The 25,356-nt window shown below is 65.8% G+C and carries 24 protein-coding genes and 1 tRNA gene; 7 read left to right on the forward strand and 18 right to left on the reverse strand.

Features of this window, described 5'->3' with window-relative positions:
• Positions 1-35: 35 nt before the first annotated feature.
• On the reverse strand, positions 36-284 hold the full coding sequence (locus RCAP_RS19890; RefSeq protein WP_238530192.1) for a hypothetical protein: 249 nt from the start codon (positions 282-284) through the stop codon (positions 36-38).
• Between the two features lie 119 nt (positions 285-403).
• Here RCAP_RS19890 and guaA point away from each other — a divergent pair, with 119 nt between their 5' ends.
• Complete coding sequence (guaA, locus tag RCAP_RS09225; protein ID WP_013067582.1) at positions 404-1,960, forward strand: glutamine-hydrolyzing GMP synthase; 1,557 nt, start codon at positions 404-406, stop codon at positions 1,958-1,960.
• 60 nt (positions 1,961-2,020) lie between these two features.
• On the opposite strand, the gene aroB is transcribed toward guaA, so the two are convergent.
• Together aroB and RCAP_RS09235 are read right to left on the reverse strand one after the other, a co-directional pair.
• Positions 2,021-3,127 (reverse strand): 3-dehydroquinate synthase, encoded by a 1,107-nt coding sequence (aroB, locus tag RCAP_RS09230; RefSeq protein WP_013067583.1) that lies wholly within the window; start codon positions 3,125-3,127, stop codon positions 2,021-2,023.
• Positions 3,128-3,691 (reverse strand): shikimate kinase, encoded by a 564-nt coding sequence (locus tag RCAP_RS09235; protein WP_013067584.1) that lies wholly within the window; start codon positions 3,689-3,691, stop codon positions 3,128-3,130.
• Between the two features lie 191 nt (positions 3,692-3,882).
• On the opposite strand from RCAP_RS09235, the gene RCAP_RS09240 reads away from it, so the two are divergent.
• The 3 genes from RCAP_RS09240 to RCAP_RS09250 are packed head-to-tail and all read left to right on the forward strand — an operon-like array spanning position 3,883 to position 8,036.
• Positions 3,883-5,700, forward strand: coding sequence for a hypothetical protein (locus tag RCAP_RS09240; RefSeq protein WP_013067585.1), 1,818 nt, complete (start codon positions 3,883-3,885; stop codon positions 5,698-5,700).
• Complete coding sequence (locus RCAP_RS09245) at positions 5,697-6,653, forward strand: tyrosine recombinase (RefSeq protein WP_013067586.1); 957 nt, start codon at positions 5,697-5,699, stop codon at positions 6,651-6,653. The genes RCAP_RS09240 and RCAP_RS09245 overlap by 4 nt, the downstream gene beginning before the upstream one ends.
• A gap of 33 nt (positions 6,654-6,686) precedes the next feature.
• Entirely contained in the window at positions 6,687-8,036 is a 1,350-nt protein-coding gene (locus RCAP_RS09250; RefSeq protein WP_013067587.1) for an HlyC/CorC family transporter, read from the forward strand.
• 3 nt (positions 8,037-8,039) lie between these two features.
• On the opposite strand, the gene lipA is transcribed toward RCAP_RS09250, so the two are convergent.
• Positions 8,040-9,002, reverse strand: coding sequence for a lipoyl synthase (gene lipA / locus RCAP_RS09255; protein ID WP_013067588.1), 963 nt, complete (start codon positions 9,000-9,002; stop codon positions 8,040-8,042).
• A gap of 74 nt (positions 9,003-9,076) precedes the next feature.
• The gene (locus tag RCAP_RS09260; protein WP_013067589.1) at positions 9,077-10,225 is read right to left on the reverse strand and encodes a DUF6456 domain-containing protein; all 1,149 of its coding nucleotides are present in this window, start codon (positions 10,223-10,225) and stop codon (positions 9,077-9,079) included.
• Between the two features lie 216 nt (positions 10,226-10,441).
• On the opposite strand from RCAP_RS09260, the gene RCAP_RS09265 reads away from it, so the two are divergent.
• Positions 10,442-10,750, forward strand: coding sequence for a DUF6477 family protein (locus RCAP_RS09265; RefSeq protein WP_013067590.1), 309 nt, complete (start codon positions 10,442-10,444; stop codon positions 10,748-10,750).
• A gap of 21 nt (positions 10,751-10,771) precedes the next feature.
• On the opposite strand, the gene RCAP_RS09270 is transcribed toward RCAP_RS09265, so the two are convergent.
• A complete protein-coding gene (locus tag RCAP_RS09270) occupies positions 10,772-12,319 on the reverse strand; it encodes a helicase HerA-like domain-containing protein (protein WP_013067591.1) in 1,548 nt (515 codons plus the stop codon).
• 445 nt (positions 12,320-12,764) lie between these two features.
• Here RCAP_RS09270 and RCAP_RS09275 point away from each other — a divergent pair, with 445 nt between their 5' ends.
• On the forward strand, positions 12,765-13,361 hold the full coding sequence (locus RCAP_RS09275) for an invasion associated locus B family protein (RefSeq protein ID WP_013067593.1): 597 nt from the start codon (positions 12,765-12,767) through the stop codon (positions 13,359-13,361).
• Between the two features lie 57 nt (positions 13,362-13,418).
• On the opposite strand, the gene RCAP_RS09280 is transcribed toward RCAP_RS09275, so the two are convergent.
• The 4 genes from RCAP_RS09280 to RCAP_RS09295 are packed head-to-tail and all read right to left on the reverse strand — an operon-like array spanning position 13,419 to position 17,684.
• Positions 13,419-14,633, reverse strand: a complete 1,215-nt coding sequence (locus tag RCAP_RS09280; protein WP_013067594.1) for a beta-ketoacyl-[acyl-carrier-protein] synthase family protein — start codon at positions 14,631-14,633, stop codon at positions 13,419-13,421.
• Positions 14,630-14,905 (reverse strand): acyl carrier protein, encoded by a 276-nt coding sequence (locus tag RCAP_RS09285; RefSeq protein WP_013067595.1) that lies wholly within the window; start codon positions 14,903-14,905, stop codon positions 14,630-14,632. Before RCAP_RS09285 ends, RCAP_RS09280 begins: the two co-directional genes overlap by 4 nt.
• Positions 14,906-14,912: 7 nt before the next feature.
• On the reverse strand, positions 14,913-16,013 hold the full coding sequence (gene lpxD / locus RCAP_RS09290; protein WP_013067596.1) for a UDP-3-O-(3-hydroxymyristoyl)glucosamine N-acyltransferase: 1,101 nt from the start codon (positions 16,011-16,013) through the stop codon (positions 14,913-14,915).
• 48 nt (positions 16,014-16,061) lie between these two features.
• Positions 16,062-17,684 (reverse strand): L,D-transpeptidase family protein, encoded by a 1,623-nt coding sequence (locus tag RCAP_RS09295; protein ID WP_013067597.1) that lies wholly within the window; start codon positions 17,682-17,684, stop codon positions 16,062-16,064.
• A 352-nt stretch (positions 17,685-18,036) separates the two neighbouring features.
• Here RCAP_RS09295 and RCAP_RS09300 point away from each other — a divergent pair, with 352 nt between their 5' ends.
• Positions 18,037-18,540, forward strand: a complete 504-nt coding sequence (locus RCAP_RS09300; RefSeq protein WP_013067598.1) for a YcbK family protein — start codon at positions 18,037-18,039, stop codon at positions 18,538-18,540.
• A 158-nt stretch (positions 18,541-18,698) separates the two neighbouring features.
• Here RCAP_RS09300 and RCAP_RS09305 read toward each other — a convergent pair.
• The 8 genes from RCAP_RS09305 to sufB form a co-directional block, all read right to left on the reverse strand.
• Positions 18,699-18,775: transfer RNA gene (locus tag RCAP_RS09305), tRNA-Arg, on the reverse strand.
• A 73-nt stretch (positions 18,776-18,848) separates the two neighbouring features.
• Entirely contained in the window at positions 18,849-20,069 is a 1,221-nt protein-coding gene (locus RCAP_RS09310; RefSeq protein WP_013067599.1) for a cysteine desulfurase, read from the reverse strand.
• Positions 20,070-20,077: 8 nt separating this feature from the next.
• Positions 20,078-20,668, reverse strand: coding sequence for a YIP1 family protein (locus tag RCAP_RS09315; RefSeq protein ID WP_013067600.1), 591 nt, complete (start codon positions 20,666-20,668; stop codon positions 20,078-20,080).
• On the reverse strand, positions 20,665-21,153 hold the full coding sequence (locus tag RCAP_RS09320; protein WP_013067601.1) for a hypothetical protein: 489 nt from the start codon (positions 21,151-21,153) through the stop codon (positions 20,665-20,667). Before RCAP_RS09320 ends, RCAP_RS09315 begins: the two co-directional genes overlap by 4 nt.
• Positions 21,154-21,163: 10 nt before the next feature.
• Positions 21,164-22,432, reverse strand: a complete 1,269-nt coding sequence (locus RCAP_RS09325; protein WP_013067602.1) for a SufB/SufD family protein — start codon at positions 22,430-22,432, stop codon at positions 21,164-21,166.
• On the reverse strand, positions 22,432-23,199 hold the full coding sequence (gene sufC / locus RCAP_RS09330; RefSeq protein WP_013067603.1) for a Fe-S cluster assembly ATPase SufC: 768 nt from the start codon (positions 23,197-23,199) through the stop codon (positions 22,432-22,434). The genes RCAP_RS09325 and sufC overlap by 1 nt, the downstream gene beginning before the upstream one ends.
• Before the next feature lie 30 nt (positions 23,200-23,229).
• Positions 23,230-23,823 (reverse strand): hypothetical protein, encoded by a 594-nt coding sequence (locus RCAP_RS09335; protein ID WP_013067604.1) that lies wholly within the window; start codon positions 23,821-23,823, stop codon positions 23,230-23,232.
• Between the two features lie 10 nt (positions 23,824-23,833).
• Entirely contained in the window at positions 23,834-25,348 is a 1,515-nt protein-coding gene (sufB, locus tag RCAP_RS09340; RefSeq protein ID WP_013067605.1) for a Fe-S cluster assembly protein SufB, read from the reverse strand.
• Between the last annotated feature and the right edge of the window lie 8 nt (positions 25,349-25,356).

A 25,356-nucleotide genomic window follows, 5' to 3' on the forward strand; every position in this document is an offset into this window, starting at 1 on the left:
ACCGCAAAAGGGGCCCTCACCGGCCCCTTTTCCTTTCAATCACAAGCGCAGCCGGGCCCTTTGTGGCAGCTTTTGGAACGGCTGATACAACTGTCGCCGCAAGCCTTGCCTTTGCTGCAATGCTTGCAGCAGCCTGCATAAACGGCCTCGGGCGGCGTGGGGGTCAGAAGCGCGACCGCAGCCCGCGTGTCTTTCAAGGACCCGGTCTCGGCGCCCCGATCATCGGCCATAACCGGAGAGCACAGAAAGATGCCAAACAATACCGCGGCGACAACAGATTTCATGTTCATGGCGAGAATATCCGATCAACAAGATTAACCAAGGTTAACGCGCTGAACCGAGACTGTCACGCCGGAACTTCTGCGCTCTTGCTTTCCGAAACAACCGCCCCTATTCCGCATCCATGACCCAGCATCAGCGCCTTCTCATCATCGACTTCGGCTCGCAGGTGACCCAACTCATCGCCCGGCGCCTGCGCGAGCTTTCCATCTACTGCGAAATCCACCCCTATCAGAAGGTGACCGACGCCTTCCTGGCGGATTTCGCCCCCAAGGCCATCATCTTCTCGGGCGGCCCGGATTCGGTCACCCGGGAGGGTTCCCCCCGCCCGCCGAAATCCGCCTTCGCCCTGGGCGTGCCGATCCTTGGCATCTGCTACGGCCAGCAGGTGATGATGCAGGAACTGGGCGGTCTTGTGGAAACCGGCCACGGCACCGCCGAATTCGGCCGCGCCTTCGTGACCCCCACGGACGAACGCCTGCCGATCCTGGACGGCTGGTTCGATGCCGGTCCCGAACAGGTCTGGATGAGCCACGGCGATCACGTCTCGCGCATCGCCCCGGGCTTTGCGGTCTATGGCACCTCGCCCGGTGCGCCCTTTGCGATCACCGCCGATGTGGCGCGCAACTTCTACGCCGTGCAATTCCACCCCGAGGTGCACCACACGCCCAAAGGCGCGAAGCTTTACGAAAACTTCGTGCGGCTGGCGGGCTTCACCGGCGACTGGACGATGGCGTCTTACAAAGACGACGCCATTGCGAAAATCCGCGCGCAGGTGGGCGACAAGCGGGTGATCTGCGGCCTTTCGGGCGGCGTCGACAGCTCGGTTGCGGCCGTGCTCATCCATGAAGCCATCGGCGATCAGCTGACCTGCGTCTTCGTCGATCACGGTCTGATGCGGCTCAACGAGGCCGACGAGGTCGTCTCGATGTTCCGCGACAATTACAACATCCCGCTGATCCACGCCGACGAGGCCGATCTCTTCATCGGCGCGCTCGAGGGCGTTTCGGACCCCGAGGTCAAGCGCAAGACCATCGGCAAGCTTTTCATCGACGTCTTCCAGCGCGAGGCGAACAAGATCGAGGGCGCCGAATTCCTCGCCCAGGGCACGCTTTACCCCGACGTGATCGAATCGGTCTCGTTCAGTGGCGGGCCTTCGGTGACGATCAAATCGCACCACAATGTCGGCGGCCTGCCGGAAAAGATGGGGCTGAAGCTGGTCGAACCCCTGCGCGAGCTTTTCAAGGACGAAGTCCGCGCCCTTGGCCGCGAGCTTGGCCTGCCGGAGAAATTCATCGGCCGCCATCCCTTCCCGGGCCCGGGTCTCGCCATCCGCTGCCCCGGCGAAATCACCCGGGAAAAACTCGACATCCTGCGCAAGGCCGATGCCGTCTATATCGACCAGATCCGCAAGCACGGGCTTTATGACGAAATCTGGCAGGCTTTCGTCGCGATCCTGCCGGTGAAGACGGTGGGCGTGATGGGCGACGGGCGGACCTATGATTACGCCTGTGCTTTGCGCGCGGTGACCTCGGTCGATGGCATGACGGCGGATTATTACCCGTTCAGCCATGACTTCCTGGGCGAGACCGCGACGCGGATCATCAATGAAGTCAAGGGCATCAACCGGGTGACCTATGACATCACCTCAAAGCCCCCGGGCACGATCGAATGGGAGTGACCCGCAAGGGTCGCTTTTGCAAGGCCTGACCGCCCGGCGCGGTCAGGCCTTTTTCATGGCTTACCGCCGCGCCAGGGCCTCGGTCAGCAGGTCTTTCAGCACCTCACGCGGCACGTCCGAAGTGACAAAAGCCGCGCCGATCCCCCGCGCCAGAATGAAGCGCAGCTTGCCATCCAGCACTTTCTTGTCCTGGCCCATAAGCGCGATCAGCCCCTCGGCATCCGGCAATTCCCCCGGAATATCAGACAGTTCCACCTTCATCTTCATGTCGCGCAAATGCGCCCGCACACGGCTTGGCGCCTCTTGCGAACAAAGCCCCAGCCGTTGGCTCAGCTCAAACGCCAGCGCACAGCCGATCGCCACCCCCTCGCCATGCAGCAGCCGGTCGGAATAACCCGTCGCCGCCTCCAGCGCATGACAGAAGGTGTGACCGAGATTCAGCAAAGCCCGGTCGCCCTCCTCGGTCTCGTCGCGCGCGACGATCTCGGCCTTCATCTCGACCGAGCGTTTCACCGCATATTGCCGCAAGGCCCGGTCGCCCGCCGCCATCGCCGGGCCGTTCGCCTCGAGCCAGTCGAAAAACGCCGCATCGCCCAGAAGCCCGTATTTCACCACCTCGCCATAACCGGCCAGAAAATCGCGCGGGGCGAGCGTATCGAGCAGCCCGATATCGGCCAGAACCAGCGAAGGCTGATGAAAGGCGCCGATCAGGTTCTTGCCCGCCGCGACATTGATCCCGGTCTTGCCGCCGACCGAACTGTCGACCTGCGCCAGAAGCGTCGTCGGGATCTGCACGAAGCGCACGCCGCGCCGCAACACTGCCGCGGCAAAGCCCACCAGATCGCCGATCACGCCCCCGCCAAAGGCCACGACGATATCCTTGCGCTCGACCCTTTGCGCCAGAAGCCATTCGCAGACACGCTCGAAATGCGGCCAGCTTTTGGTTCCTTCGCCCGAGGGCAGCGTCATCGACACCATCTCGACATCGCCGAGGCCCGCCCGCAGCGCCTCCAGATGCAGCCCGGCCACGGTCGCGTCGGCCACCACCGCCACCTTGGGCTTGCGCAGCAAGGGCGCGATTTCCGCCCCGGCCCGCGCCAGAAGCCCGGCCCCGATCCGCACCTCATAGGCGCGCGCGCCCAGCTCCACCTTCACCACTTCGGTCATTCAATCCTCCGCGAACAGCCCCGGGTGGCCCCGAAGCGCTTCGATCACCTTTTGCGCCATCTGCTCGATCGACAGCCCCGGCTCGGCCTCCACCGCCAGCTGCGCCAGCGCATAGACGGGATAGCGCCGCTCGATCAGCTCGGCCAGCGTCGCCTTGGGATCGGCGGTGCGCAAAAGCGGCCGCGTCGTCTTGCCCTTGACCCGGGTCCAGAGCAGCTCCAGATCCGCCTGCAGCCAGACCGAGACCCCCAGCCGCGCGATCATCGCCCGGTTCGCCTCTGACAAAAACGCCCCGCCGCCGGTCGAGACCACCCCGGGCGTGCCCGAGAGCAGCCGCTCGATCACCTCCGATTCGCGGGCGCGAAAGAACGGCTCGCCATCGCGTTCGAAGATCTCGGCAACCGAACGCTGCGCCGCCCTGACGATCTCCTCGTCGCTGTCGTGAAACGGCACCCGCAGCGCCCGCGCCAGCGCGGTGCCCACCGCGGTCTTGCCCGCGCCCATCATCCCCACCAGCACGATCGTCTTTTGCAGACGCGGGTGAACTTGGTCTTGCCCGGTCACGCAGCCCTCCCCGGCCCGGCGCCCTGCGGCGCTTGCGCATTCGTGATCTTTGCGCCCTTCAATGGCGTGAACTTTGTCGAAATGCCATATATAATCTTGCCAGCGCGACGTTTCGGCGGCATCCCCGCAGCAAGTCAGGCCAAAGCCGGTGCAGACGGTCGCAAACGAGCATAAGACAAGAAAGCAAAATCATGGGGCGCATGTTCAAGGCCATTCTCGTTCTTCTTCTGGCGGCGGTGCTGGGCACGCTCGGCTATGCCTATTTCGGCGAGATGACGGCCGATCCGGTCGAGATCCGCAGCCCCGTCGCCCTGCCCGATCTGGCCCCGGCCCCGGCTGTGACACCGGCTCCGGCCGCCCCTGCGGCCGCGTCCCCGGCCCCGCAGGCCCCCGCGCAACCGGCCCCGGCGACCGAAGCTGCGGGGGCGGGCTTGACGATTGATCGCCGTCTGCTTCTGGCCCTGACGCTGGGTCTTTGGCCTGCCCCCCCGGCGCTGGCCGAGGCGCCGATGTCGGCGATCGACTGGCTTTCGACCTCGGTCAGCGGCGTGCCGCTGCGCCCGGGCGGCGGCTCGGTGGCGGTGCTGCCCCCCGTCGCGGGCGAGGCCCCGGTTTCGGGCGCGGGCATGGTGGAGCGCATCGGCGTCGCCTCGCTGGATTCGGCGCGCAATGCCGACAGTCTCGGGCTTTTGCCCGCCAGCCGTCTGGGCCTGCCGCGCGGGCTTTGGGGCGCGACGCCCGAGGTCGATCTGGCGGCGGCGCTGCGCAAGGAGCGGCTCGATACCCTGCCCGCGGTGCAGGGCTTCCTGCTTGAACTGATGCTCGCCGAGCTGGACCCGCCGATCACCCCGGCGCCCGAGGGGCAGAACGTGCTGTTTCTGGCCCGCATCGACCGGCTGCTGGATCTGGGCGCGCTGGATCAGGCGATGGCGCTTCTGGAACAGGCCGAGCCCTCGGATCCCGAGATCTTCCGGCGCCGCTTCGATGTTGCCCTGCTTCTGGGCGAGGAAGACCATGCCTGTGAAATCATGGAGAAAACCCCCGCCGTCGCGCCCTCTTATCCGGCGCGGATCTTCTGTCTGGCGCGGCGGTCGAAATGGGATGCGGCGATGCTGACGCTGGGCACCGGCCGGGCGCTTGGGCAGATCGACAGCGAGACCGCGCTGCTTCTGGAACGGTTTCTCGATGACGAGGGCGCCGATGGTGCCACCGATCTGCCGCCGCCCGCGCGGCCGACGCCGCTCAGCTTCCGGCTGATGGAGGCGATCGGCCAGCCGATGGCGACGACGACCCTGCCCGTCGCCTTTGCCCATTCCGACCTGCGCGCCAATGCCGGCTGGAAGACGCAGATCGAGGCGGCCGAGCGGCTTTCGCGCATGGGGGTGCTGGATCCAAACCAGCTGCTTGGGCTTTACACCCAGGACCGCGCTTCTGCCTCGGGCGGGGTGTGGGACCGGGTTTCCCTTGTTTCCCAACTGGATGCGGCCCTTTCTGCAAGTGATGTCGCGCGCGTCGAGCAGGTCCTGCCCGCCGCCTGGGATCTGATGCAGGCGCAGGAGCTGGAAACCGCTTTCGCCGCGATGTTCGCGCCGCGGCTGCTGGATCTGCCGCTGACCGGCGCGGCCAGACGGCTGGCGCTGCGGCTGGCGCTGCTGACGGGCGGCTTTGAAACCGTCGTGCAGACCCGGCCCGATGCCGCCGCCGAGGAGCCGCTTCTGAGCGCGCTGGCGCGTGGCGACACCGCGCCGGTCGAGGCGCAGGATCTTCTGGGCCTGACGGTGAAGCGGGTCTTCGACGCCCCGCCCGCCGCCGTGCCCGAAGCCTATGCGGGGCTCGTGCCCGACCGGCTGGGCGAGGCGCTGCTGGCGGCGGTCGATGACATTTCCGAAGGCGCCAAGGGCGATGCGCGGCGGCTTGAATCCGGTCTGACGCTGTTGCGCAAGGCCGGGTTCGAAAGTCTGGCGCGACGCACGGCCTTGCAGCTGATCATTCTGGAGCGGCGCGGATGATCCCGATGCTGCCGCGCGAAAGGATCGCCGTCTTCCTGGAGGCGCAGGCCGCCGAGGCCGGGGCGGCGCGCAACACCATTGCCGCCTATGGCCGCGATCTGAGCGATTTTCTGGACTTCACCACGGCGAAGGGCCTTGATCTGATCACGCTGGATCGCGCCGCGGTCGAGGACTGGCTGGTCCGGCTCGAGGCCGAGGGGCTGGCGAAAGCGACCCGGGCGCGCGCGGCTCTCGGCGGTGAAGCAATTCTACCCGCTTCGCCTATGACGAGGGCTGGCGGGCGGACAACCCCGACCCTGCAGATCTCGGGGCCGGGCAAGGCGCAGCGGCTGCCGAAAACGCTGAGCATCGAGGAGGTCGAGGCGCTTCTGGAGGCCGGGCGCGATCAGGGCCGCAGCCCGGCCGAGCAGATCCGCAACCGCTGCCTGATGGAGCTGCTTTACGCCACCGGCATGCGGGTGAGCGAGCTGGTCGGCCTGCCGGTGGCGGCGGCGCGCGGCAATCCGGCGATGCTGATGGTGCGCGGCAAGGGCGACAAGGAACGGATGGTGCCGCTCTCCGCCCCGGCGCGCGAGGCGCTGGCAGCCTGGCTCGCCACCCGTGACGCCGCCGAGGAGGCGGCGCGGATCGCCCGCCGTCTGCCGCCCTCGCGCTTTCTGTTCCCGTCCTCGGGCAAGGAGGGGCATCTGACGCGGCAGGGATTTCATGCGCTTTTGAAGGATATCGCGCTGGCGGCGGGGCTCGACCCGGCGCGGGTGACGCCGCATGTGCTGCGCCATGCCTTTGCCACGCATCTGCTGCAGGGCGGCGCCGATCTGCGGGTGATTCAGACGCTTCTGGGCCATGCCGATCTGTCCACCACCGAAATCTACACCCATGTGCTGGAGGAGCGGCTGAAGGATCTGGTGCTGGGCCATCACCCGCTGGCCCGCCGCGCCGATCCGCAAGCTTGATCCCGGCGCCGTAACGCGACATCATCCGCCATCATGCCCGAAACCACCGTTCTTGCGACCCTTTCCGCCTTTGCCGACCGGCTTGACACCGGGTTCTGGCTCAATGCCGGGGCCATCGTCGTTCTGCTGATGCTCTCGGCTTTCTTTTCCGGCTCGGAGACCGCGCTGACGGCGGCCTCGCGCCCGAAGCTGCGCGCCCGCGCCGACCGGGGCGAAAAGGGCGCCGAAGCCGCGCTGAAGGTCACCGAGGACAGCGAGCGGCTGATCGGCGCGCTGCTTTTGGGCAACAATGTCGTCAACATCCTCTCGGCGGCGCTGGCGACGGCGCTTTTGACCCGGCTTTTCGGGCAATCCGGGGTGGCGGTCGCGACGCTGGTGATGACAGCTTTGGTGCTGATCTTTTCCGAGGTGCTGCCGAAGACCTGGGCGATCACCAACCCCGAGACGGTGGCGGCGCGGGTGGCGCGGATCGTGCGGGTGCTGATCCGGCTGCTCAGCCCGATCGTGACGGTGGTGCGGATGATCGTGCGTGCGATCCTGTGGGTCTTCGGTCTGCGCACCGATGCGAACCAGAACATGTTCTCGATCCGCGAGGAAATCGCCGGGGCGCTGGCCATCGGCGCCTCCGAGGGGACGGTGGACAAGGCCGACCGCGACCGGCTTTTGGGGGCGCTCGATCTGGGCAATCGCACGGTGGCGGAAATCATGCGCCACCGCAGCCAGGTCGAGATGATCGACGCCGAGGACGACCCGAACGAGGTTCTGGCGCAGGTTCTGGCCTCGCCGCACACCAGGTTGCCGCTTTACAAGGGCGAGCGGGAAAATGTGGTGGGCATCCTGCATGCCAAGGATCTGTTGCGCGCGGTCGAGCGGTTCTTGCGCAGCGGTGATGGCAAGCTCGATTCCGTCAGCGATCTTGACCTGATGAAAGTGGCGATGAAGCCCTATTTCATCCCGGAAACGACGCCGCTGGATGAACAGATGCGGGAATTCCTGAAACGGCGCACCCATTTCGCGCTGGTCGTCGATGAATATGGCGATCTGAAGGGGCTTTTGACGCTGGAAGACATTCTGGAAGAGATCGTCGGCGAGATCACCGACGAATTCGACCCCCGCGCGGCGCGGCAGCTGAAACCGACCGAGGCGGGCGATTATCTGGTCGATGGCGCGATGACGATCCGCGATCTGAACCGGGAAACCGACTGGGCGCTGCCCGACGACGAGGCGCATACGGTGGCGGGCCTCGTCATCCACGAGGCCCAGTCGATCCCCGAGGTCGGTCAGGTGTTTTCTTTTCACGGCTTCCGCTTCGAGGTCGCCGGGCGCAAGGACAACCGCATCAGCCAGCTGCGCATCCGCCCGCTCGAAGGTCTGCCGCGCTAGGCGTTACCGGCCCAGCTTCGCCAGCCGCGCCGCGCGCAGTTTCGCGAAATCATCGCCCGCGTGATAGCTCGACCGCGTCAGGGGCGTCGCCGAGACCATCAGGAAGCCCTTGCCATAGGCCGCCTTTTCGTAATCGGCGAATTCCTCGGGCGTGACGAAGCGGGAAACGGCATGATGTTTCGGCGTCGGCTGCAGATACTGGCCGATGGTCAGGAAATCGATGTCGGCGGCGCGCATGTCATCCATCACCTGCAGCACGCCCTGCCGGTCCTCGCCCAGCCCGACCATGATGCCGGATTTGGTGAACATCGCCGGGTCAAGCTCCTTGACGCGTTGCAGCAGCCGCAAGGAATGGAAATAGCGCGCCCCGGGCCGCACGGTCGGGTAAAGGCCGGGCACGGTCTCGAGGTTGTGGTTGAACACGTCGGGCCGGGCTTCGACAACCTTTTCAAGCGCTTCCGGGCCACACTTGAGAAAGTCGGGGGTCAGCACCTCGATCGTCGTATCCGGCGCGCGGTGGCGCACGGCGCGGATCGTCTGGGCGAAATGCTCGGCCCCGCCATCGGTGAGATCGTCGCGATCGACCGAGGTGATGACCACATGTTTCAGACCGAGCGTCGCCACCGCATGCGCCACCCGGCCGGGCTCGAACGCATCCAGCGCCTCGGGCTTGCCGGTGGCGACGTTGCAGAAGCTGCAGCCGCGGGTGCAGGTCTCGCCCATGATCATCATCGTGGCGTGGCCGTGGCTCCAGCATTCGCCGACATTGGGGCAGCCTGCTTCCTCGCAGACGGTGACAAGCTTGTTCGTCTTCAGCAGATCGCGGGTTTCCTTGTAGCCCTGCGAGGTCGGCGCCTTGACCTTGATCCAGCCCGGTTTCTTCGGCTGGGCATTGTCAGGGCGATGCGCCTTTTCCGGGTGGCGCAGAACGGGCGCCTTGTGGGCCGGGTCCTGGATGTCGGGCATCGGGCTTCCTTTCGCAGCGGGATTGCCCCCAGATAGGCCGAAAACCCGCCCGATGCAAATTGCCTGTGCCCCGCCTAGCCGATCAGCGGCGCGGCCCCGCCATAGGTTTCGTCATAATGGCGCTTGAGCCGCATCAGCGCGATGCGCAGCACGATCTTGCCCGAACGCGCCGACCAGCCCATGCGCTTTTCCGCCGTCTCGAGCCCTTCCAGAAAACAGCAGCACCGCAGCACCATGTCGCCCAGGCCCGGCCCGAGGTCGCAAAGCGCCGCCGCCACCCGTTCCCGGGCGCGGTCAGAGCCGCCCGGACCGCCATGGCCCAGCTCGGGCCGATACTGCCCGCGGGCGCCGCCGGTCATGAAGCGTTCCCAGTTCTGCGCCACCCGCGGCCCCATCTGCGCCAGTTCGAAATCCTCGCGCAGCCGTTCCCCCGCCGCCACCAGATCGGGCGAGAGGAACGGCCGCCCGTCGCTGTCGCGCCGCCGCGCCAGCACCCCAAGCGGGCTTTCGGCCAGGTTCATCCGCATCCGCGTCACCCGGCCCTGCCCCTCGTTCACCGTGCGCTCGCCCCAGTCGCGGTGACGGTCGGCATGCGGGTTGTCCGCCGCCGTCGCGGGGTCGCGTCCCGCGGTCAAGGCCTCCGCTTCCAACAGCCGCTTCAACGCCGCCCGCCCGGTGGCGGACAGCTCGTAGCTGGTCACCCGCCCGCTGTGCTGCACCAAGATCCAGCCGTTCAGCGCAAAGCCCTGCGCCACCTCGCGCGCCACCACCGCCGTGCGCACCGTGCCCCGCAACACCACCGCCTTTTCCATGTCGGGCGCGATGATCAGCAGCGCCCCCGGCTCCGCCAGCCGCCGCAGCACCCGCCGCCCCTCGCGCGAAAGCGTCGCGATATCCGGGCTGTCGGGGTCTTCGGCGGCTTCGGGGCAGGCTTGCGGCGCAGTCGGGCGGATCGGAGCGGTCATCGCAGGGTCATCCTCTCTGGGCGGGGCGGCAGATGCGGCGGCGGCAAAGCGGCCAAGCCGGGTCAGGGCTTCGTCAACAAGCGGATCGTCGCGGCGCTGCTCGATCCGGCGCACCCGGCGCAGGATGGTCGAGGCGTGACAGCCCTCCGCCCGCGCCAGCTGCCGGATCGGCACGCCCTCCTCGACGTGACGCAGATAAAGCCGTGCATGGTCGGGCAACCAGTCCGGCAGGCTCTCCCGATCTTGCATGGTCTTCATCTCCGGTCTCCCATCGACAGGCTGGCAGTCAGATAGCGCAAACGGCATCTGCAACCGTGGGTTGCTTTGGTTACCCCTTGGTTAAGAAATGGGGCGATCTCGAAAATTCTTTATAAACTCTAAAGATTTCCAAACGCAGCGTTCGGTTGAGCGAATATTTGCGCAACACCCGTTTTGGTTGCGCAACACTGATCCGGACCGAGTGAGGGGATCACGATGACCGACCAGATCGACCAGATGGCGCGTCTGCGCCGTCCGAAACTGCTGATCCGGGCCGCACGCTTCGGGCAGCGCGATTACGACCGCAACCGCGATCTGCGCCGACTTTTGGCGACGCGCGAGCTGCCCGGCCCCGAAGCGGCGCTGCGCCTGCTGATGGCCGAGGAAGACGGGCTGGAAGCGGCGCGTCAGGCCGGAGAGGCCGGCTACAGTTTCCTGCGTCACATCGAGGTGCTGATCGCGATGATGGCCGAGGCGCGGGGGCTGCCGCAAGCCCGGCAGCCCGCGCAGATCCGCGTCGCCTGATCCCCGATCAGCGCGCCCCGATCAGCGCGCCTTGAACAGCGAGCCCAGCACCCCGCGCACGATCTGCTGACCGGCCTTGCTGCCCAGCTGCCGCGCCAGCGACTTGCCGAAGACCTCGGCGATGCTGTCGCTGCGCGAGGCCGACCCGGCCGGTCGGCGCGGGGCTGCGGGCTGGGGCTGCGGGGCCTCGAACCGGCGGGCGCGGTTGAACTCCAGCTTCGCCGCGGCGCCCCCCGCGGCGGCTTCGGCACCGGCCTTTTGCATCCGTGCCGTCAGGATCTCGAAGGCCGAGGGCCGGTCCACCGCCTGATCATATTTCGCGCCGAGGGGCGAGGCCGCGCGCAGCGCCGCGCGTTCCCCGGCCTCGAGCGGGCCAAGCCGGGACTGCGGCGGGCGCACCAGCGTGCGCTCGACCATGCCGGGCACGCCCTTCGGCTCCAGAAACGAGGTCACCGCCTCGCCGGTGCCGACCTCGCGGATCGCGGTTTCGGTGTCGAAGCGCGGATTGGGGCGATAGGTCTCGGCGGCGCGTTTCAGATCCTTCTGATCGCGCGCGGTAAAGGCGCGCAGCGCATGCTGCACCCGGTTGCCCAGCTGGCCCAGGATGTCCTCGGGCACATCGGCGGGGTTTTGCGTGATGAAATAGATGCCGACACCTTTCGAGCGGATCAGCCGCGCCACCTGTTCGACCTTGTCCACCAGCGCCTTGGGGGCATCGTCAAACAGCAGATGCGCCTCGTCGAAGAAAAACACGAACCGCGGCCGCTCGGGGTCGCCGACCTCGGGCAGATCCTCGAAAAGCTCCGACAAGAGCCAGAGCAGGAAAGTCGCGTAAAGCCGCGGGCTGCTCATCAGCCGGTCGGCGGCCAGAATGTTGACACGGCCGCGCCCGTCCGGCGCCAGCGTCATCATGTCGGCGAGATCAAGCGCCGGTTCGCCGAAAAACTGCGCCGCGCCCTGATTTTCGAGGATCAGCAGCTGGCGCTGGATCGCCCCCACCGACTCGGCCGAGATATTCCCGTAGCGCAGTTTCAGCTCGGCCGCGCGTTCGCCCACATGCACCAGCATCGCCCGCAGATCGGCCAGATCCAGCAGCGCCAGCCCCTCGGCATCGGCCAGATGAAAGGCGATGTTCAGCACGCCTTCCTGCGCCTCGCTCAGATCAAGCAGCCGTGCCAGCAGCAAGGGCCCCATCTCGGTCACCGTCGTGCGTATCGGATGGCCCTGTTCCCCGAACAGATCCCAGAACGTGACCGGACAGGCCCGGTAGGACAGATCATGGCCGATCGTGGCCGCACGTTTGCGAAACGCCTCGTGCAGCGGGCCGGTCTCGCTCCCCGCCGCGGCCAGGCCCGCAAGATCGCCCTTCACATCGGCCAGAAACACCGGAACCCCCGCGGCCGAGAAGCCCTCGGCCAGAACCTGCAGCGTCACCGTCTTGCCGGTGCCCGTCGCCCCCGCGATCAGCCCGTGCCGGTTGCCCGCCTTCAGCAGCAGCTCCTGCGGCTGGCGATATCCCTCGCCCCCGCCGCCGACGAAGATCCCCGCCCCGGTCAGACCTGCGCTCATCCGTTCCCCCGTTGCTGCCCGGACCCGCTGTGGCCCGGCTCCCATGCGCCGCGAGAATACTTGTTTAACCCTTTTGTGCCAGTGTGGTTTCGTTCCGCTTCGGGCCCATTGGCCGCGGAACACTTCCTCCCTGTCAGACTGGCCGCGCCTTCGGGCGCGGTTTTTTCGCTTTCGCGCGCAAGATCGGGACCAAAATCGCGCGCGGCCGATCATTTTTGCGTGTTGACCTGCGGGATATTCCGCACTAGCGTTTCCGCAATGACATAGTCGGCCAGTCCGGCAGGGGGAATACGGGGCTCCGGTCAACGGAGCCCTTCTTATTCGGCCCCCATCCTCACGCAAGTTTCACCGCCCGCATCGGCCGCCGCGCCGGGACGGGCGCTTTTGCCCCTGACAGGCTTCGGGCGGCATGCTAAGGCGGCTCCATCCCCATGGAGGACATTTCATGATCAAAAACACCGCTTCCCTTGCTCTTCTGCTGGCCGCCAGCCTTGCCGCGCCGATGGCCTTGGCCGAGGATGCCGCCGCCCCGGCACCGACCCCGGCGCCCGCGGCCGAAGCCTCCTCGCCCGCGGCTGAACCCGCCGCCGAGCCTGCCGCCGAACCCTATGTCAAGACCACGGAAGGCGACTGGAAAGTGCAGTGCATCCGCGTCGAAAGCGGTGACGAGCCCTGCGAGATGTTCCAGCTGCTGACCGACAAGGACGGCAACAAGGTCGCTTCGATCTCGGTTCTGGGGCTGCCGAAGGGCAAGGAAGCCGTGGCCGGGGCCACGATCGCGACGCCGCTCGAATCGGCGCTGACCGCCGGGGTGACGCTGCAGATCGACACGCAAAAGCCGATCACGCTGCCCTATTCCTTCTGCTCGCAGGTCGGCTGCTTCTCGAACGTGGTGCTGAAGGCGGCGGAACTTGACCTGTTCAAGAAGGGCAAGAAGATCGCCATGACCATCGTGCCGATGCGCGCCCCCGATCAGAAGGTGGAGCTGGAAATCTCGCTCAAGGGCTTCAGCGCCGCCTGGGATGCGATGCAGCCGAAGTGATCCGAAACTAAGGATCGCCGCGCAAGATGTTGAAAGACGCCGCCTTTCGGGGCGGCGTCATGCTTTGGAAAGGATCAGCACCGCGTTCAGACCGCCAAAGGCAAAGGCATTGCTCATCACCGTGTCGACCCGCGCCTGACGCGCCGTGCCGGGCACGACATCGAGCGGGCAGTCGGGATCGGCTGCGTCAAAGCCGAGCGTCGGCGCGATCACCCCGTCGTTCAACGCCATCAGACAGGCCAGAAGCTCGATCGCCCCGGTGGCGCCGATGCAATGGCCGTGCATCGCCTTGGTGGAACTGACCGGAAGCCGCGGCAGATGCGCGCCGAAGATATCCGACAGCGCCGCCGCCTCGGTCTTGTCATTGGCCGCCGTGCCGGTGCCATGGGCGTTGACATATTCCACCGCCTCGGGCGGCAACCCGGCATCCGCAAGCGCCAGACGCATTGCCCGCGCCGCCCCCTCGCGCGAGGGCATGACGATGTCGCTTGCGTCCGAGGTCATGGCGAAGCCCTTGATCTCGGCCAGAATCTCGGCGCCGCGGGCCTTGGCGCCTTCGAGCGTTTCAAGCACGAAGACGCCTGCGCCCTCGCCCTGCACCATGCCGTTGCGGCTGGCGCTGAACGGGCGGCAGCCGTCGGGCGACATCACCCGCAGCCCTTCCCAGGCCTTCAGCCCGCCGAAATTCAGCATCGATTCCGCCCCGCCCGCCAGCATGCCATCGGCGAGCCCCGCGCGGATCATCTGAAACGCCAGACCCAGCGCATGGTTCGAACTGGCGCAGGCCGTCGCCACCGCGAAACTGGGCCCCATCAGCCCGAATTCCATCGAAAGATGCGACGCCGCCGCATTGCCCATCAGCCGCGGCACGGTGAAAGGATGCACCCGGTTCTTGCCCTCGGCATAAACCGCGCGATAGGCCTCGTTCACCGTCGCATTGCCGCCGCCCGCGGTGCCGATGATCGCACCCCAGCGGGTGTGATCACAGCTTTCCTGCGGCTGCCCCGCCTGCGCCATCGCCTGCCGCGCCGCGACCAGCGCGAATTGCGTGAAGCGGTCGTAAAGCGACAGCTTGCCCTTGTCGAAATGGCTTTCGGGGGCAAAGTCCCGCACCTGCGCGCCGATCCGGATCGTCAGCCGCTCGACATCGGGAAAGTCGAGCGGCCCGATGCCGCACCGCCCCTCTGCCATCGCGGCGAAGGTGCCCTGCACATCCGGGGCCAGCGCATTGACCGTTCCGGCCCCGGTGATGACGACACGTCTTTGGGTCACGCCAGCGCCGCCTGCGGCCCCGAGATCAGCCGCTCGACCGCGCGCACGATCGCGCCGACCGAGGAAATGTCGAACTCGCCTTGCGTCGGTTCGTTGGCGTTGAAGGGAACGGAAACCCCGAAGGTTTCCTCGATCGCGAAGATCATCTCGACAAGGCCGAGACTGTCGAGCCCCAACTCGTCAAGCGTCATGTCCGGGCGCACTTCCGCCGGTTCCATCGCAGCTTCGCGGGCGATGATCGAGAGAATCTTGTCCTGCACGTCGGGCCTCATCTGGCTGTTACTCCGTGCCCTTCTTCTGCGTGAGATTTGTAACAGTTTCCCGAAGTTCGGCCATTTGCGCAAAGAGTCGCGGCAGACGGCGGATGTTCTTCCAGGCTTCGACATGGGTTTCCATCTTCACCGCCGGATAGCCGAGCAAAACCCGGCCCGCGGGGGCATTGGTGAAGATCTTGGTGGCGCCGCCCGCGATCACGTCATCGCCGATGAAGATATTGTCGTTCACCCCGCATTGGCCGCCCAGCACCACCCGGTCGCCGATGCGCGAGGAGCCCGCGATGCCGACCTGACCGCAGAGCAGGCAGTCGCGGCCGATCTGCACATTGTGGCCGATGTGGACCAGGTTGTCGAGCTTGGTGCCCGAGCCGATCATCGTCGCCCGCACCGTGCCGCGGTCGATGCAGACATTGGCGCCCAGTTCCACATCATCGCCGATGACGACGGTGCCAAGGCTGTGAATCCGGGTCCAGCTTTGTTCGGTGATCGTGTCGCGCTGGCCCAATGTCTCGCGGATTTCCTCGACCCCGGATTTTTCCGGCGTGACGAAGGAAAACCCGTCGGCGCCGATCACCGCGCCGGGCTGGGCGATGAAACGATCGCCCACCACCACGCGGGCGCCGATCTTTACGCCTTGCAGAACAAGGGCTTCTTCGCCGATCTTCACATCCTCGGCAATGCAGGCATGGGCCGCGATCCGGGCCCGGTCGCCGATGCGGACGCCCCGCCCGATGACGACAAAGGGGCCGATGGCCGCCCCCGCGCCGATCTCGGCCGTGGGGTCGATGACGGCACTCGGATGGATGCCGGGCGCGATCTCGGGGCCGGGGTCGAAGGCCTTCGACAGCCCCGCCATGGCAAGCCGCGGCCGGGCGACAAAGATCGCCGCCTTCAGCCCCAGCGCCTGCCAATCCGTGCCCTCGGGCAGGATCGCCGCCAGCGCCTGACCGGCGGCCAGCCCCGGGATGTATTTCGCGCTCATCGCCAGCGCGATCTGCCGCGGCCCCGCCGATTGCGGCTCCGAAGCGCCCTCGATGGGCAGGGAAAGATCGCCTTCCGCACGCGCAGCAAGCGCCCGTGCAATGGTTTCGACCGTCTGCGCCATGGATCTTGCCTCTCGTTGACCGGCGCCGTCCCGCGCCTCGTCCCCGATTTAATTCGTCAGCGGCGCCAATGCCACCCCCGCCTTGTCCAAAGCGGCAAAGAGCGCGGCATCCCGCCCGTAGACATCGTCACGATATTCGATCCGGCCCTGGGCATTCGGGAAGGCGGTGAAATAGACCAGATGCACCGGCACCGGATCGCGCAGCTTCACCGTCGTCTCGGCGCCGGTCTTCAGCACCGATTTGAAATAGCCCTCGGGGTCGGCTTCCTGCGCGGCCAGAAGCGCATAGGCCAGATCGAAGGGCCGACCGACCCGGATGCAGCCATGGCTGAAGGCGCGGACATCCTTTTGAAACAGGGATTTCGACGGCGTGTCATGCAGATAGATGTTGTAGGGATTGGGGAAGAGGAACTTCACCAACCCCAGCGCATTGCCGTTCGAGGGCGGCTGACGCATCGCAAAGGGGAAGTTGCGCGCGTTATAGGCGGCGAAATTCACCGACTCGCGCGCCACCGCCCGGCCCCGGCTGTCGACCAGCTGGATATGCCCCGCCGCGCCCGGATTGCGCTGCATCATCGGCAGATATTCCTTGACCGTGATCGAGCGCGGCACCGACCAGCTCGGGTTGATCACCATCATCTCCATCACGTCGGAAAATTCCGGCGTGCGGCGGTCGCCCTGGTTCATGCCGACCACGGTCACCGTCTCGAAGCTCATCTTGCCGTCATCGACGATGCGGGCGGTGAAATCGGGCAGGTTCACCCAGATGTGCCGCTTGCCCAGATCGAGGCCGTTCATCCAGCGCAGCCGCTCCAGCGCCACAAGGATCGATTTCATCCGCTCCTCGGGGGTGCGGTTGATCCGCGCCAGCGTACCCTCGCCCGCGACGCCATCGGCCTTGATCCCCTGATCCAGCTGATAGGTCTGCACCGCCCGGTGCAGATCGCCGTCATAGGTCGCGCTGACCGAACGGCGCAGATAGCCCATGCGGATCAGCCGGTCGCGCAGCGCGATGACGCCCGGGCCGCTGTCGCCCGGGCCAAGCCGCTTCGCCGCGACTTCGGGGCCCCAGCCGCCCGTGGCGATCTCGGCCTGCAGATCAAGCCGCGCCTTGACCAGCGCCGCATAGCGCGGCGATTTCGGCGCCAGATCGCGCAGGAACCGTGCCGGCGCAGGGCTGGCAAGCAGCCCGTTCAAAAGCGCCTGCGGATCGGGGCGGCGGATCTCGCGCACGATCCCGGCATCAATCTTCTTCGGCTCGAGCGCGCCCGAGGAAATGTCCCGCGCCCAAGCGAGATAGGCCAGCGACATCGCCGCATCCAGCTGACCGCGTTCGCGTTCGGTCTCGATCGCGGCGAACCGGGCGCGCAGCTCCTCGGCGCGATAGCGCGCCACCGGCAGGCCATTGGCATCGGCCTGATCCAGCGCGGCAAAGAAGGCCGCCCGCCGCGACGCGGCCTCGGCGGTGGTCCAGAGCGGCGCATGGCCACGCGCGGCATAAAAGGCGGCCAGCGCGGGCTCGGCCGCCGCCGTTTCCGCCACCGCCTGGGCAAAGCCCGAAAGCATCTGCGCCCGGGCCGGACCCGCCGCCACAAAGGGCGCCAGCGCCGCCCCGGCCATCATCATCGCAACAAGGGCAGCCCGGCCAACCCCAAGACAAGATGCAGTCATTCTGTCCCCGCCACAGAAAAGCAGCTTGCAACCTGTGGGAAAACCGGGGCCAAGTCCACCCCGCACAGGGTTTCGCCGGGGCTTTCCCCGCCTCTGCGGGCGCGACAGATGCAAACCGGCCACAGCCCCCGGCTCTGGCAAGAAATTGCCGACAGGTCCGGTTTTCCCTACCCGCGGAAAAATGACAATTTGAAACACGATTCGCTTCGTGCCATAAGATTGCCACGGAATCCGGGTAAGTCCGGATCAAGCCGCAAACTCAGACGGCACAGACCGAGGGACAGGCGAACCGATATGGGCACGATCACGACTTCTCGTCGCGGGCTTCTTGCGGCCTTTTGCTGCCACGCTTGTGGTAGCAGCCCCGAAAGCCTCCAACGCCTTCAGCTTCCTGCGCGGCGCTGGCGATATCCGTCGGATCCACATGTATTCCGGCCGCACCGGCGAAAGCCTCGACACGATCTACTGGATCGAGGGCGAATATATCCCCGAGGCGCTGAAGGAAATCACCCGCTTCATGCGCGACTGGCGCACCAATGACGTGAAGACGATCGATCCGCGCACCGTCGATATTGCCGCCGCCTCGCATCGTCTGCTCGACACCTCCGAACCCTATATGCTGCTGTCGGGCTACCGGTCGCCCGCGACCAATGCGATGCTGCGCTCGCGTTCGGGCGGGGTGGCGCGCAATTCGCTGCACATGCGCGGGATGGCGGCGGATCTGCGGCTGAAATCGCGCTCGGTCGGGCAGATCTATTCCGCCGCGCTGTCGTGCCATGCGGGCGGCGTCGGCAAATATGCGCGCTCGGATTTCGTGCACATGGATTGCGGCAACATCCGCAGCTGGCAGGGCTGAGCCCGCCTTTCCCCCTGAGGAAAACTTTCCGGAGAAAGCGTCGCCCTGCGGCGCTTTTCTGTTTTGCGCCAACCCGTTGAGCGGTTTTCACCGCAGGGGAAAACTCTGCGTAAAACTATATTCTGCGCATCTGTTTTGTGCGTGTTGTGGGAGAGTTTTGGCGCACCCGACAGGATTCGAACCTGTGACCCCTGCCTTCGGAGGGCAGTACTCTATCCAGCTGAGCTACGGGTGCCGCGTGACGGGTTGATACTCGAAAGCTTTTCCGGCTGCAACCGCTTTGACCGGATTTTCTTGCCCGAGTTTGCTCAGGCCAGAAGCTCGTGGCAAAGCTCCAGCGCCGAGACCAGCGCATCGACCTCCTCGGTGGTGTTGTAAAGCCCGAACGAGGCCCGCGCCGTCGCCGTCAGCCCCAGATGCGCCATCAGCGGCATCGCGCAATGCGTCCCCGCCCGCACCGCCACGCCGCGCTTGTCGAGAATCGTCGAGATGTCATGCGCATGCGCCGGACCATCAAGGGTCATCGAAAAGATCGCCCCCTTGTCCCTGGCGTTGCCCTGAATATGCAGCCAGTTCAGGCCCTTGAACTTCGCTTCCGCATAGGCGCGCAAGGCGGCCTCATGCGCGGCGACATTCTGCATGCCCAGCCCCATCAGATAGTCGAGCGCCACCCCAAGGCCGACCTGCTGCACGATCCCGGGGGTGCCCGCCTCGAATTTCACCGGCGCGCTGTTGTAGGTGACGGCATCGCGACTGACCGTGGCGATCATGTCGCCGCCGCCGAGGAAGGGCCGCATCTCCTCCATCCGGTCGCGCCGGATGTAGATCGCGCCCGAGCCGCTCGGCCCGTAAAGCTTGTGCCCGGTGATGGCGTAGAAATCGCAGCCCAAATCGGCGACATCGACCGGCGCATGCACCGCGCCCTGCGAGCCGTCGACCAGCACCGGCACGCCCCTTTCGCGCGCCCCCGCGCAGATCGTCTTCACGTCAACGGCGGTGCCCAGCACGTTCGACATCTGGGTGATCGCCACCAGCTTCGTGCGCGGCCCGATCGCTTCCAGCACCTTTTCCGCGGGCAGGCTGCCGTCGGGCTCGATCTCGACCCATTTCAGCACCACCCCCTGCCGTTCGCGCAGGAAATGCCAGGGCACGATATTGGCGTGATGCTCCATGATCGAGAGCACGATCTCGTCGCCCGGCTGCAGCCGCGGGGCGGCCCAGGCGTAAGACACCAGGTTGATCCCCTCGGTCGAGCCGGTGGTGAAGACGATCTCTTCCTCGGAAGGGGCGCCCAGAAACCGCGCGATGATGCCGCGCACGGCTTCGTAACGCTCGGTCGAGATATTCGAAAGGGTGTGCAAGCCCCTGTGCACGTTGGCATAATCCTGCGTGTACATCTGCGTCATCGCCTCGATCACGCAGGCGGGCTTTTGTGCCGAGGCGCCATTGTCCAGATAGACGAGCGGCCTGCCGTTCACCTGCCGCGACAGGATCGGAAAATCGGCGCGGATCCGTGCGACATCGTACATTCTGTTCCTCAGCTTTCCGTCAAAAGAGCGGGGCTGAGCCCCGTCGCAAGAAGGCCCGAGCCGATCAGCATCGCCGAGCCGAAGAAAACCACAAGCACCCCGGCCCCGGTCAGCATCAGGTTTTCGAACCCGTGCAGCGCCGCGGTGAACAAGGTGATCAGCCACAAAAGCACGCCGAAAAGCGCCAGCGTCATCAGCACGCCGATGATCGGAAACAGCAGCATCACCGCCGCCTGCACCAGCTGCGCGCCCAGCATGATCGCCTGAATCCAGACCATCAGCGCGAAGGCCTCGCCAAACCGGCCCTGCCCGCCGAACTGACGTCCGAAAAAGGCCATGGCAAAGGCGGAATACAGCAGCAGGCCGCCCTGTATCGCCGCCATCAGAAAGGGCGAGGCCGCCGGTCCCAGATCGATGCCGGTGATCAGGGAAAACAGGATCTCGCTGAGCAGTCCCAGCGCCGCGCCCGCCGCGATCACCGCGCCGAAAGCCAGCCAGCGCGCCGAGGGACGGTCCAGCAGCCGCGTCACCCGAGCCGCCGCCGTCGCCGGATCGACAAAACTCAGGCGCACCAGCTGCAGATAAAGCGCAAGGGTCATGTGCGGCCCTCGAACTGGGTCACCCGCAGACCGGCGCCCCAGATCACCGCGAAGACCGCAAAGACGACCGCCGCGACCGCATTCGCCTGCGGCCCCGGCCCGATCATGCCCTGGGTCAGCCCCTGCAGCAGCATCAGCGGCGAGACCGCGAAAAGCGCCCAAAAAAGCGCCAGCCTGCCGCCGTAACCATCGCCCCGGCCGCGGAAAAGCCGGGTGATCTGGGTGACCAGAAAGGCCAGCGCGTAAAAGAACGGCGTCGTCGCCGCCAAGGCCAGCGCCGTGCCCAGAAACAGGCCCGGCATCGGCACATCCGGCGTCTGGAAATGCTGCCGCGCCAGCGCGGGCCATTGCGCCACGAACATCAGCAGCAGCGCCGAGAACAGAAAGCTGAACAGCCGCGGTTCCGACCGCATCCGCGCCAGATGGTCCCGGATCACGACGCGCGGGCGCCGGTAGCTGCGCAGGATGTCTTCGACCGCGGCCATGTCTCTCTCCTCAGTCCCTGTGCCGCGACAGCCAGGTTTCCAGCCGCGCGACGATCTCTTCCTTCAGCCCCGCATCCTCGATCTCGTCGATGGCATCGGCAAGGAAGGACAGGACCAGCAAGCCCTTGGCCTCTTCCTCGGGAACGCCGCGCGAGCGCAGGTAGAAAAGCGCCGTCTCGTCGATCGCCCCGGTGGTCGAGCCATGCGAGCATTTCACGTCATCGGCATAGATCTCGAGCTCGGGCTTGGCAAGGAACTGACTGTCGTCATCGAGCAGAAGCGACTGGCTGATCTGATAGCCGTCGGTCTTCTGCGCGCCGGGTTTGACCAGGATCTTGCCCTGAAACGTGCCGATGGCGCCGTGTTTGAGCACTTTCTTGAACACCTGACGGCTTTCGCAGCGCAGCCCCGCATGGGTGACGAAGACGGTGTCGTCATGCAGGAAGGCCCCGGTCGCCCCGTCGCCAAGCGCGGCCCCCGCAACATGGGCCACCGCGTCATTGCCGATAATCTCGATTACCGCTTCGTTACGGGTCAGCGCGCCGTTCACAGTGACGGTAAAGCTTTTGAACAGCGCCTTTTCGGCGACCCGGGCAAAGATGTGGGTGATGGCGCGGCGCTCGCTGTCGGGGCCCTGCGCGCGGATGTGATGAAAGCGCGCCCCCGCACCGACATCGACCTCCATCACCTTGTTGAACCGCGCCCCGGCCGGGCCGGTCTCCAGAAGCGTCAGCTCCGCCCCCGGATCCAGCTGCACCAGATGATGCAGGATCGGATCGGAAGCCTCTGATTTATGCACATAAATCAGATTGATCGGCTTTGCGGCCGCGGCCGTCACCCGGATCAGGACGCCATCCGTCGCCCGCGACGTATTGAGCGCCGCGAAAGGCCGTTTCACCGGATCCTGCCCCGCGGCTTCCAGCGCGCCGTAAAGCGGTTCCGCCCAGCCCGGGATCTTGTCGGCAAGACGCGCGATTTCGACCCCGGACAGCGTCAGATCATCCGAGGCCGCCGCATCGAAAACGCCATCGACGAAGACGATCTTCACTCGATCAAGCGCATCGAAGAGCGGGGCTTCCTCCTCCTCGGCCGCTTGCGCGGCTGCCGGAGTGACCGCATTCAGCGCCGCCGGGTCGGTCCAGCGCCAGTATTCGTCGCGCCGACCGGGCAGGCCCATCGCCTCAAGACGCGCCAGCGCCGCCGCCCGCGGCCCGGCCAGACCCGGCCCGGCAGCCAGGCCCGAAACCCGCGCCGCAACGATTTCCTCTTTCGTCGCCATCACTTCGCCTCCGTCAGCCCATGCGCCGCGAGGATCTCGGCATAGCCGTTCTTCTCGACTTCCAGCGCCAGATCGGGGCCGCCGGTCTGCAGGATGCGGCCATCGGCCATGATATGCACGACATCGGGCTGAATGTGATCCAGAAGCCGCTGATAGTGTGTGATCACAAGGAAGCTGCGCCCTTCCGACCGCAGCGCATTGACCCCCTCCGACACCAGCCGCATCGCATCGACATCAAGACCCGAGTCGGTCTCGTCCAGAATGCACATCTTCGGTTCCAGCATCGCCATCTGCAGGATCTCGTTGCGCTTTTTCTCCCCGCCCGAGAAACCGACATTGACCGGCCGCTTCAGCATCTCGGCGTCGATCTTCAGCGATTTCGCCTTGTCGCGCACGAGCTTCAGGAATTCGCCGGCCGAAAGTTCGTCAATCGCCCGCGCTTGCGTGCGATTGAGCGCGGTGCGCAGGAAGGTCATGTTGCCGACGCCGGGGATCTCGACCGGATATTGGAAAGCGAGGAACAGACCGGCCGCCGCCCGCGCCTCGGGCTCCATGTCCAGCAGCTCCTGCCCCTGCAGCTTCGCCGAGCCCGCAGTGACGGTATAGCCCGGACGGCCCGCCAGCACATAGCTCATCGTCGACTTGCCGGAGCCGTTCGGCCCCATGATCGCATGCACTTTGCCCGTCTCGACCGTCAGGTTCATCCCCTTCAGAATGACCTTTTCGCCTTCTTCAAGTTTGACGTGCAGATTGTTGATTTCAAGCATTTTTTCGTCCTTGCGGTCAGCGGCGCCAGGTCAGTTCGGGCGCAGATAGGTGGAAAGGATGAGGCCAAGTTTCTCGGCCGGGATGGCGGTGGGGGTCAGATGGAATTCGGCCATGCGCCCGATCGTGCGGGTGGGCGGGCAGAAGCTTTCCATCAGGTGATAGCCGGGACGCAGCGTATAATCATCCCAAAGCACGGTTACCGGACGCGTGATCCGGAACAGCGTGGTCAGGAAACAGGCGGCACGGAAACGCCCGTCGATCAGCACAAGATCGGGGTGCAGGAAATCGGGCCGGTCCCAGACCCCGATCGGATAAGAGGGCCATTGCCGGAAGGCTTCCGTATCCTTCGGCGCCCCCCAGTCCTTGGTCGGCCCGACATCGCCGTGATGCAGCACCAGCCGCGCTTTCGGCGGGTTGGCATCGAACCAGCTGCGCATCATCGCCAGCCAGTCGGCATCGCTTTCGACCGAGAACACCACCTTGCCGGGCATCTCGGCCGCCAGCGCCGTCGACCCGCCCGAGCCATATTCCAGGATCACCCCGGCCGCGGCACAGGCCGCCCCCAAAGCCTCGGCCTCGGCCTCGGGCAGGGTCAGTTTCGGCCGTTCGATCCGGGGGCGCATCGCCGCCACCTCAGCCCACCGAGCCTTCAAGGCTGATCGCGACCAGGCTTTGCGCCTCCATCGCGAATTCCATCGGCAGCGCCTGCAACACCTCGCGGCAGAAGCCGTTCACGACCAGCGCCACCGCCTCTTCCTCGCCCACGCCGCGGGCGCGGCAATAGAACAGCTGATCGTCATCGACCTTGGAGGTCGTCGCCTCGTGCTCGACCCGGCTCGAATTGTTCTTCACTTCGATATAGGGCACCGTATGCGCGCCGCATTTGTCGCCGATCAGCAGGCTGTCGCATTGCGTGTAATTGCGCGAATTCTTCGCCCGCGGATGCATGCTGACCAGCCCGCGATAGGTGTTCTGCGCCTGCCCCGCCGAAATCCCCTTCGAGACGATGCGGCTTCGGGTGTTCTTGCCCAGATGCACCATCTTCGTGCCGGTATCGGCCTGCTGGTAGTTGTTGGCGATGGCGATCGAATAGAACTCGCCTTGGGATTCGTCGCCGCGCAGGATGCAGGACGGATATTTCCAGGTGATCGCCGAGCCGGTCTCGACCTGGGTCCACATCACTTTCGCCCGCGCGCCGCGGCAATCCGCCCGCTTGGTGACGAAGTTGTAGATGCCGCCCTTGCCCTCCTCGTCGCCGGGGAACCAGTTCTGCACGGTCGAGTATTTCACCTCGGAATCTTCCAGAACGACAATTTCCACAACGGCGGCATGGAGTTGCGCGGTGTCGCGTTTCGGCGCCGTGCAGCCCTCAAGATAGCTCACATAGGCGCCCTTGTCGCAGATGATCAGCGTGCGTTCGAACTGCCCGGTGTTTTCCGCGTTGATGCGGAAATAGGTCGACAGCTCCATCGGGCAGCGCGTTCCCGGCGGCACATAGACGAAGGACCCGTCCGAGAAGACCGCGCAGTTCAGCGTCGCAAAGAAATTGTCGGTCTGCGGCACGACCGTGCCCAGATACTGCTTCACCAGCTCGGGGTGCTCCTTGATCGCTTCGGAGATCGAACAGAAGATCACCCCGGCCTCGGCCAGTTTCTCCTTGAAGGTCGTGCCCACGGACACGGAGTCAAAAACGGCATCCACCGCCACCTGCCGGTTCGACAGATCGATGTTTTCCGCCCCCTCGACCCCCGCCAGGATCATCTGTTCCTTCAGCGGGATCCCCAGTTTCTCATAGGTGGCCAGCAGCTTCGGATCGACCTCCTCAAGCGATTTCGGCTTTTCGACCATGCTTTTCGGGCGGGCGTAATAGTAAAGATCCTGATAGTCGATCTCGGGCAGCTTCAACAGCGCCCAATCCGGCATCTCCATTTCGACCCAGCGCCGATAGGCTTCCAGCCGCCACTCGAGCATCCAGTCCGGCTCGTTGTTCTTCGCCGAAATCAGCCGCACGATGTCTTCGGAAATGCCCTTGGGCGCATATTCCATCTCGATCTCGGTCTCCCACCCGTATTTGTAGGAGCCCATGTTCTGCACCGTCTCGACCGTCTCGCGGTCCACGCCTTCGCGGATGTCCTGTTCCTGCGTCATCGTCTTTT

The organism is Rhodobacter capsulatus SB 1003 (genome assembly GCF_000021865.1).
GTDB lineage: Bacteria > Pseudomonadota > Alphaproteobacteria > Rhodobacterales > Rhodobacteraceae > Rhodobacter > Rhodobacter capsulatus_B.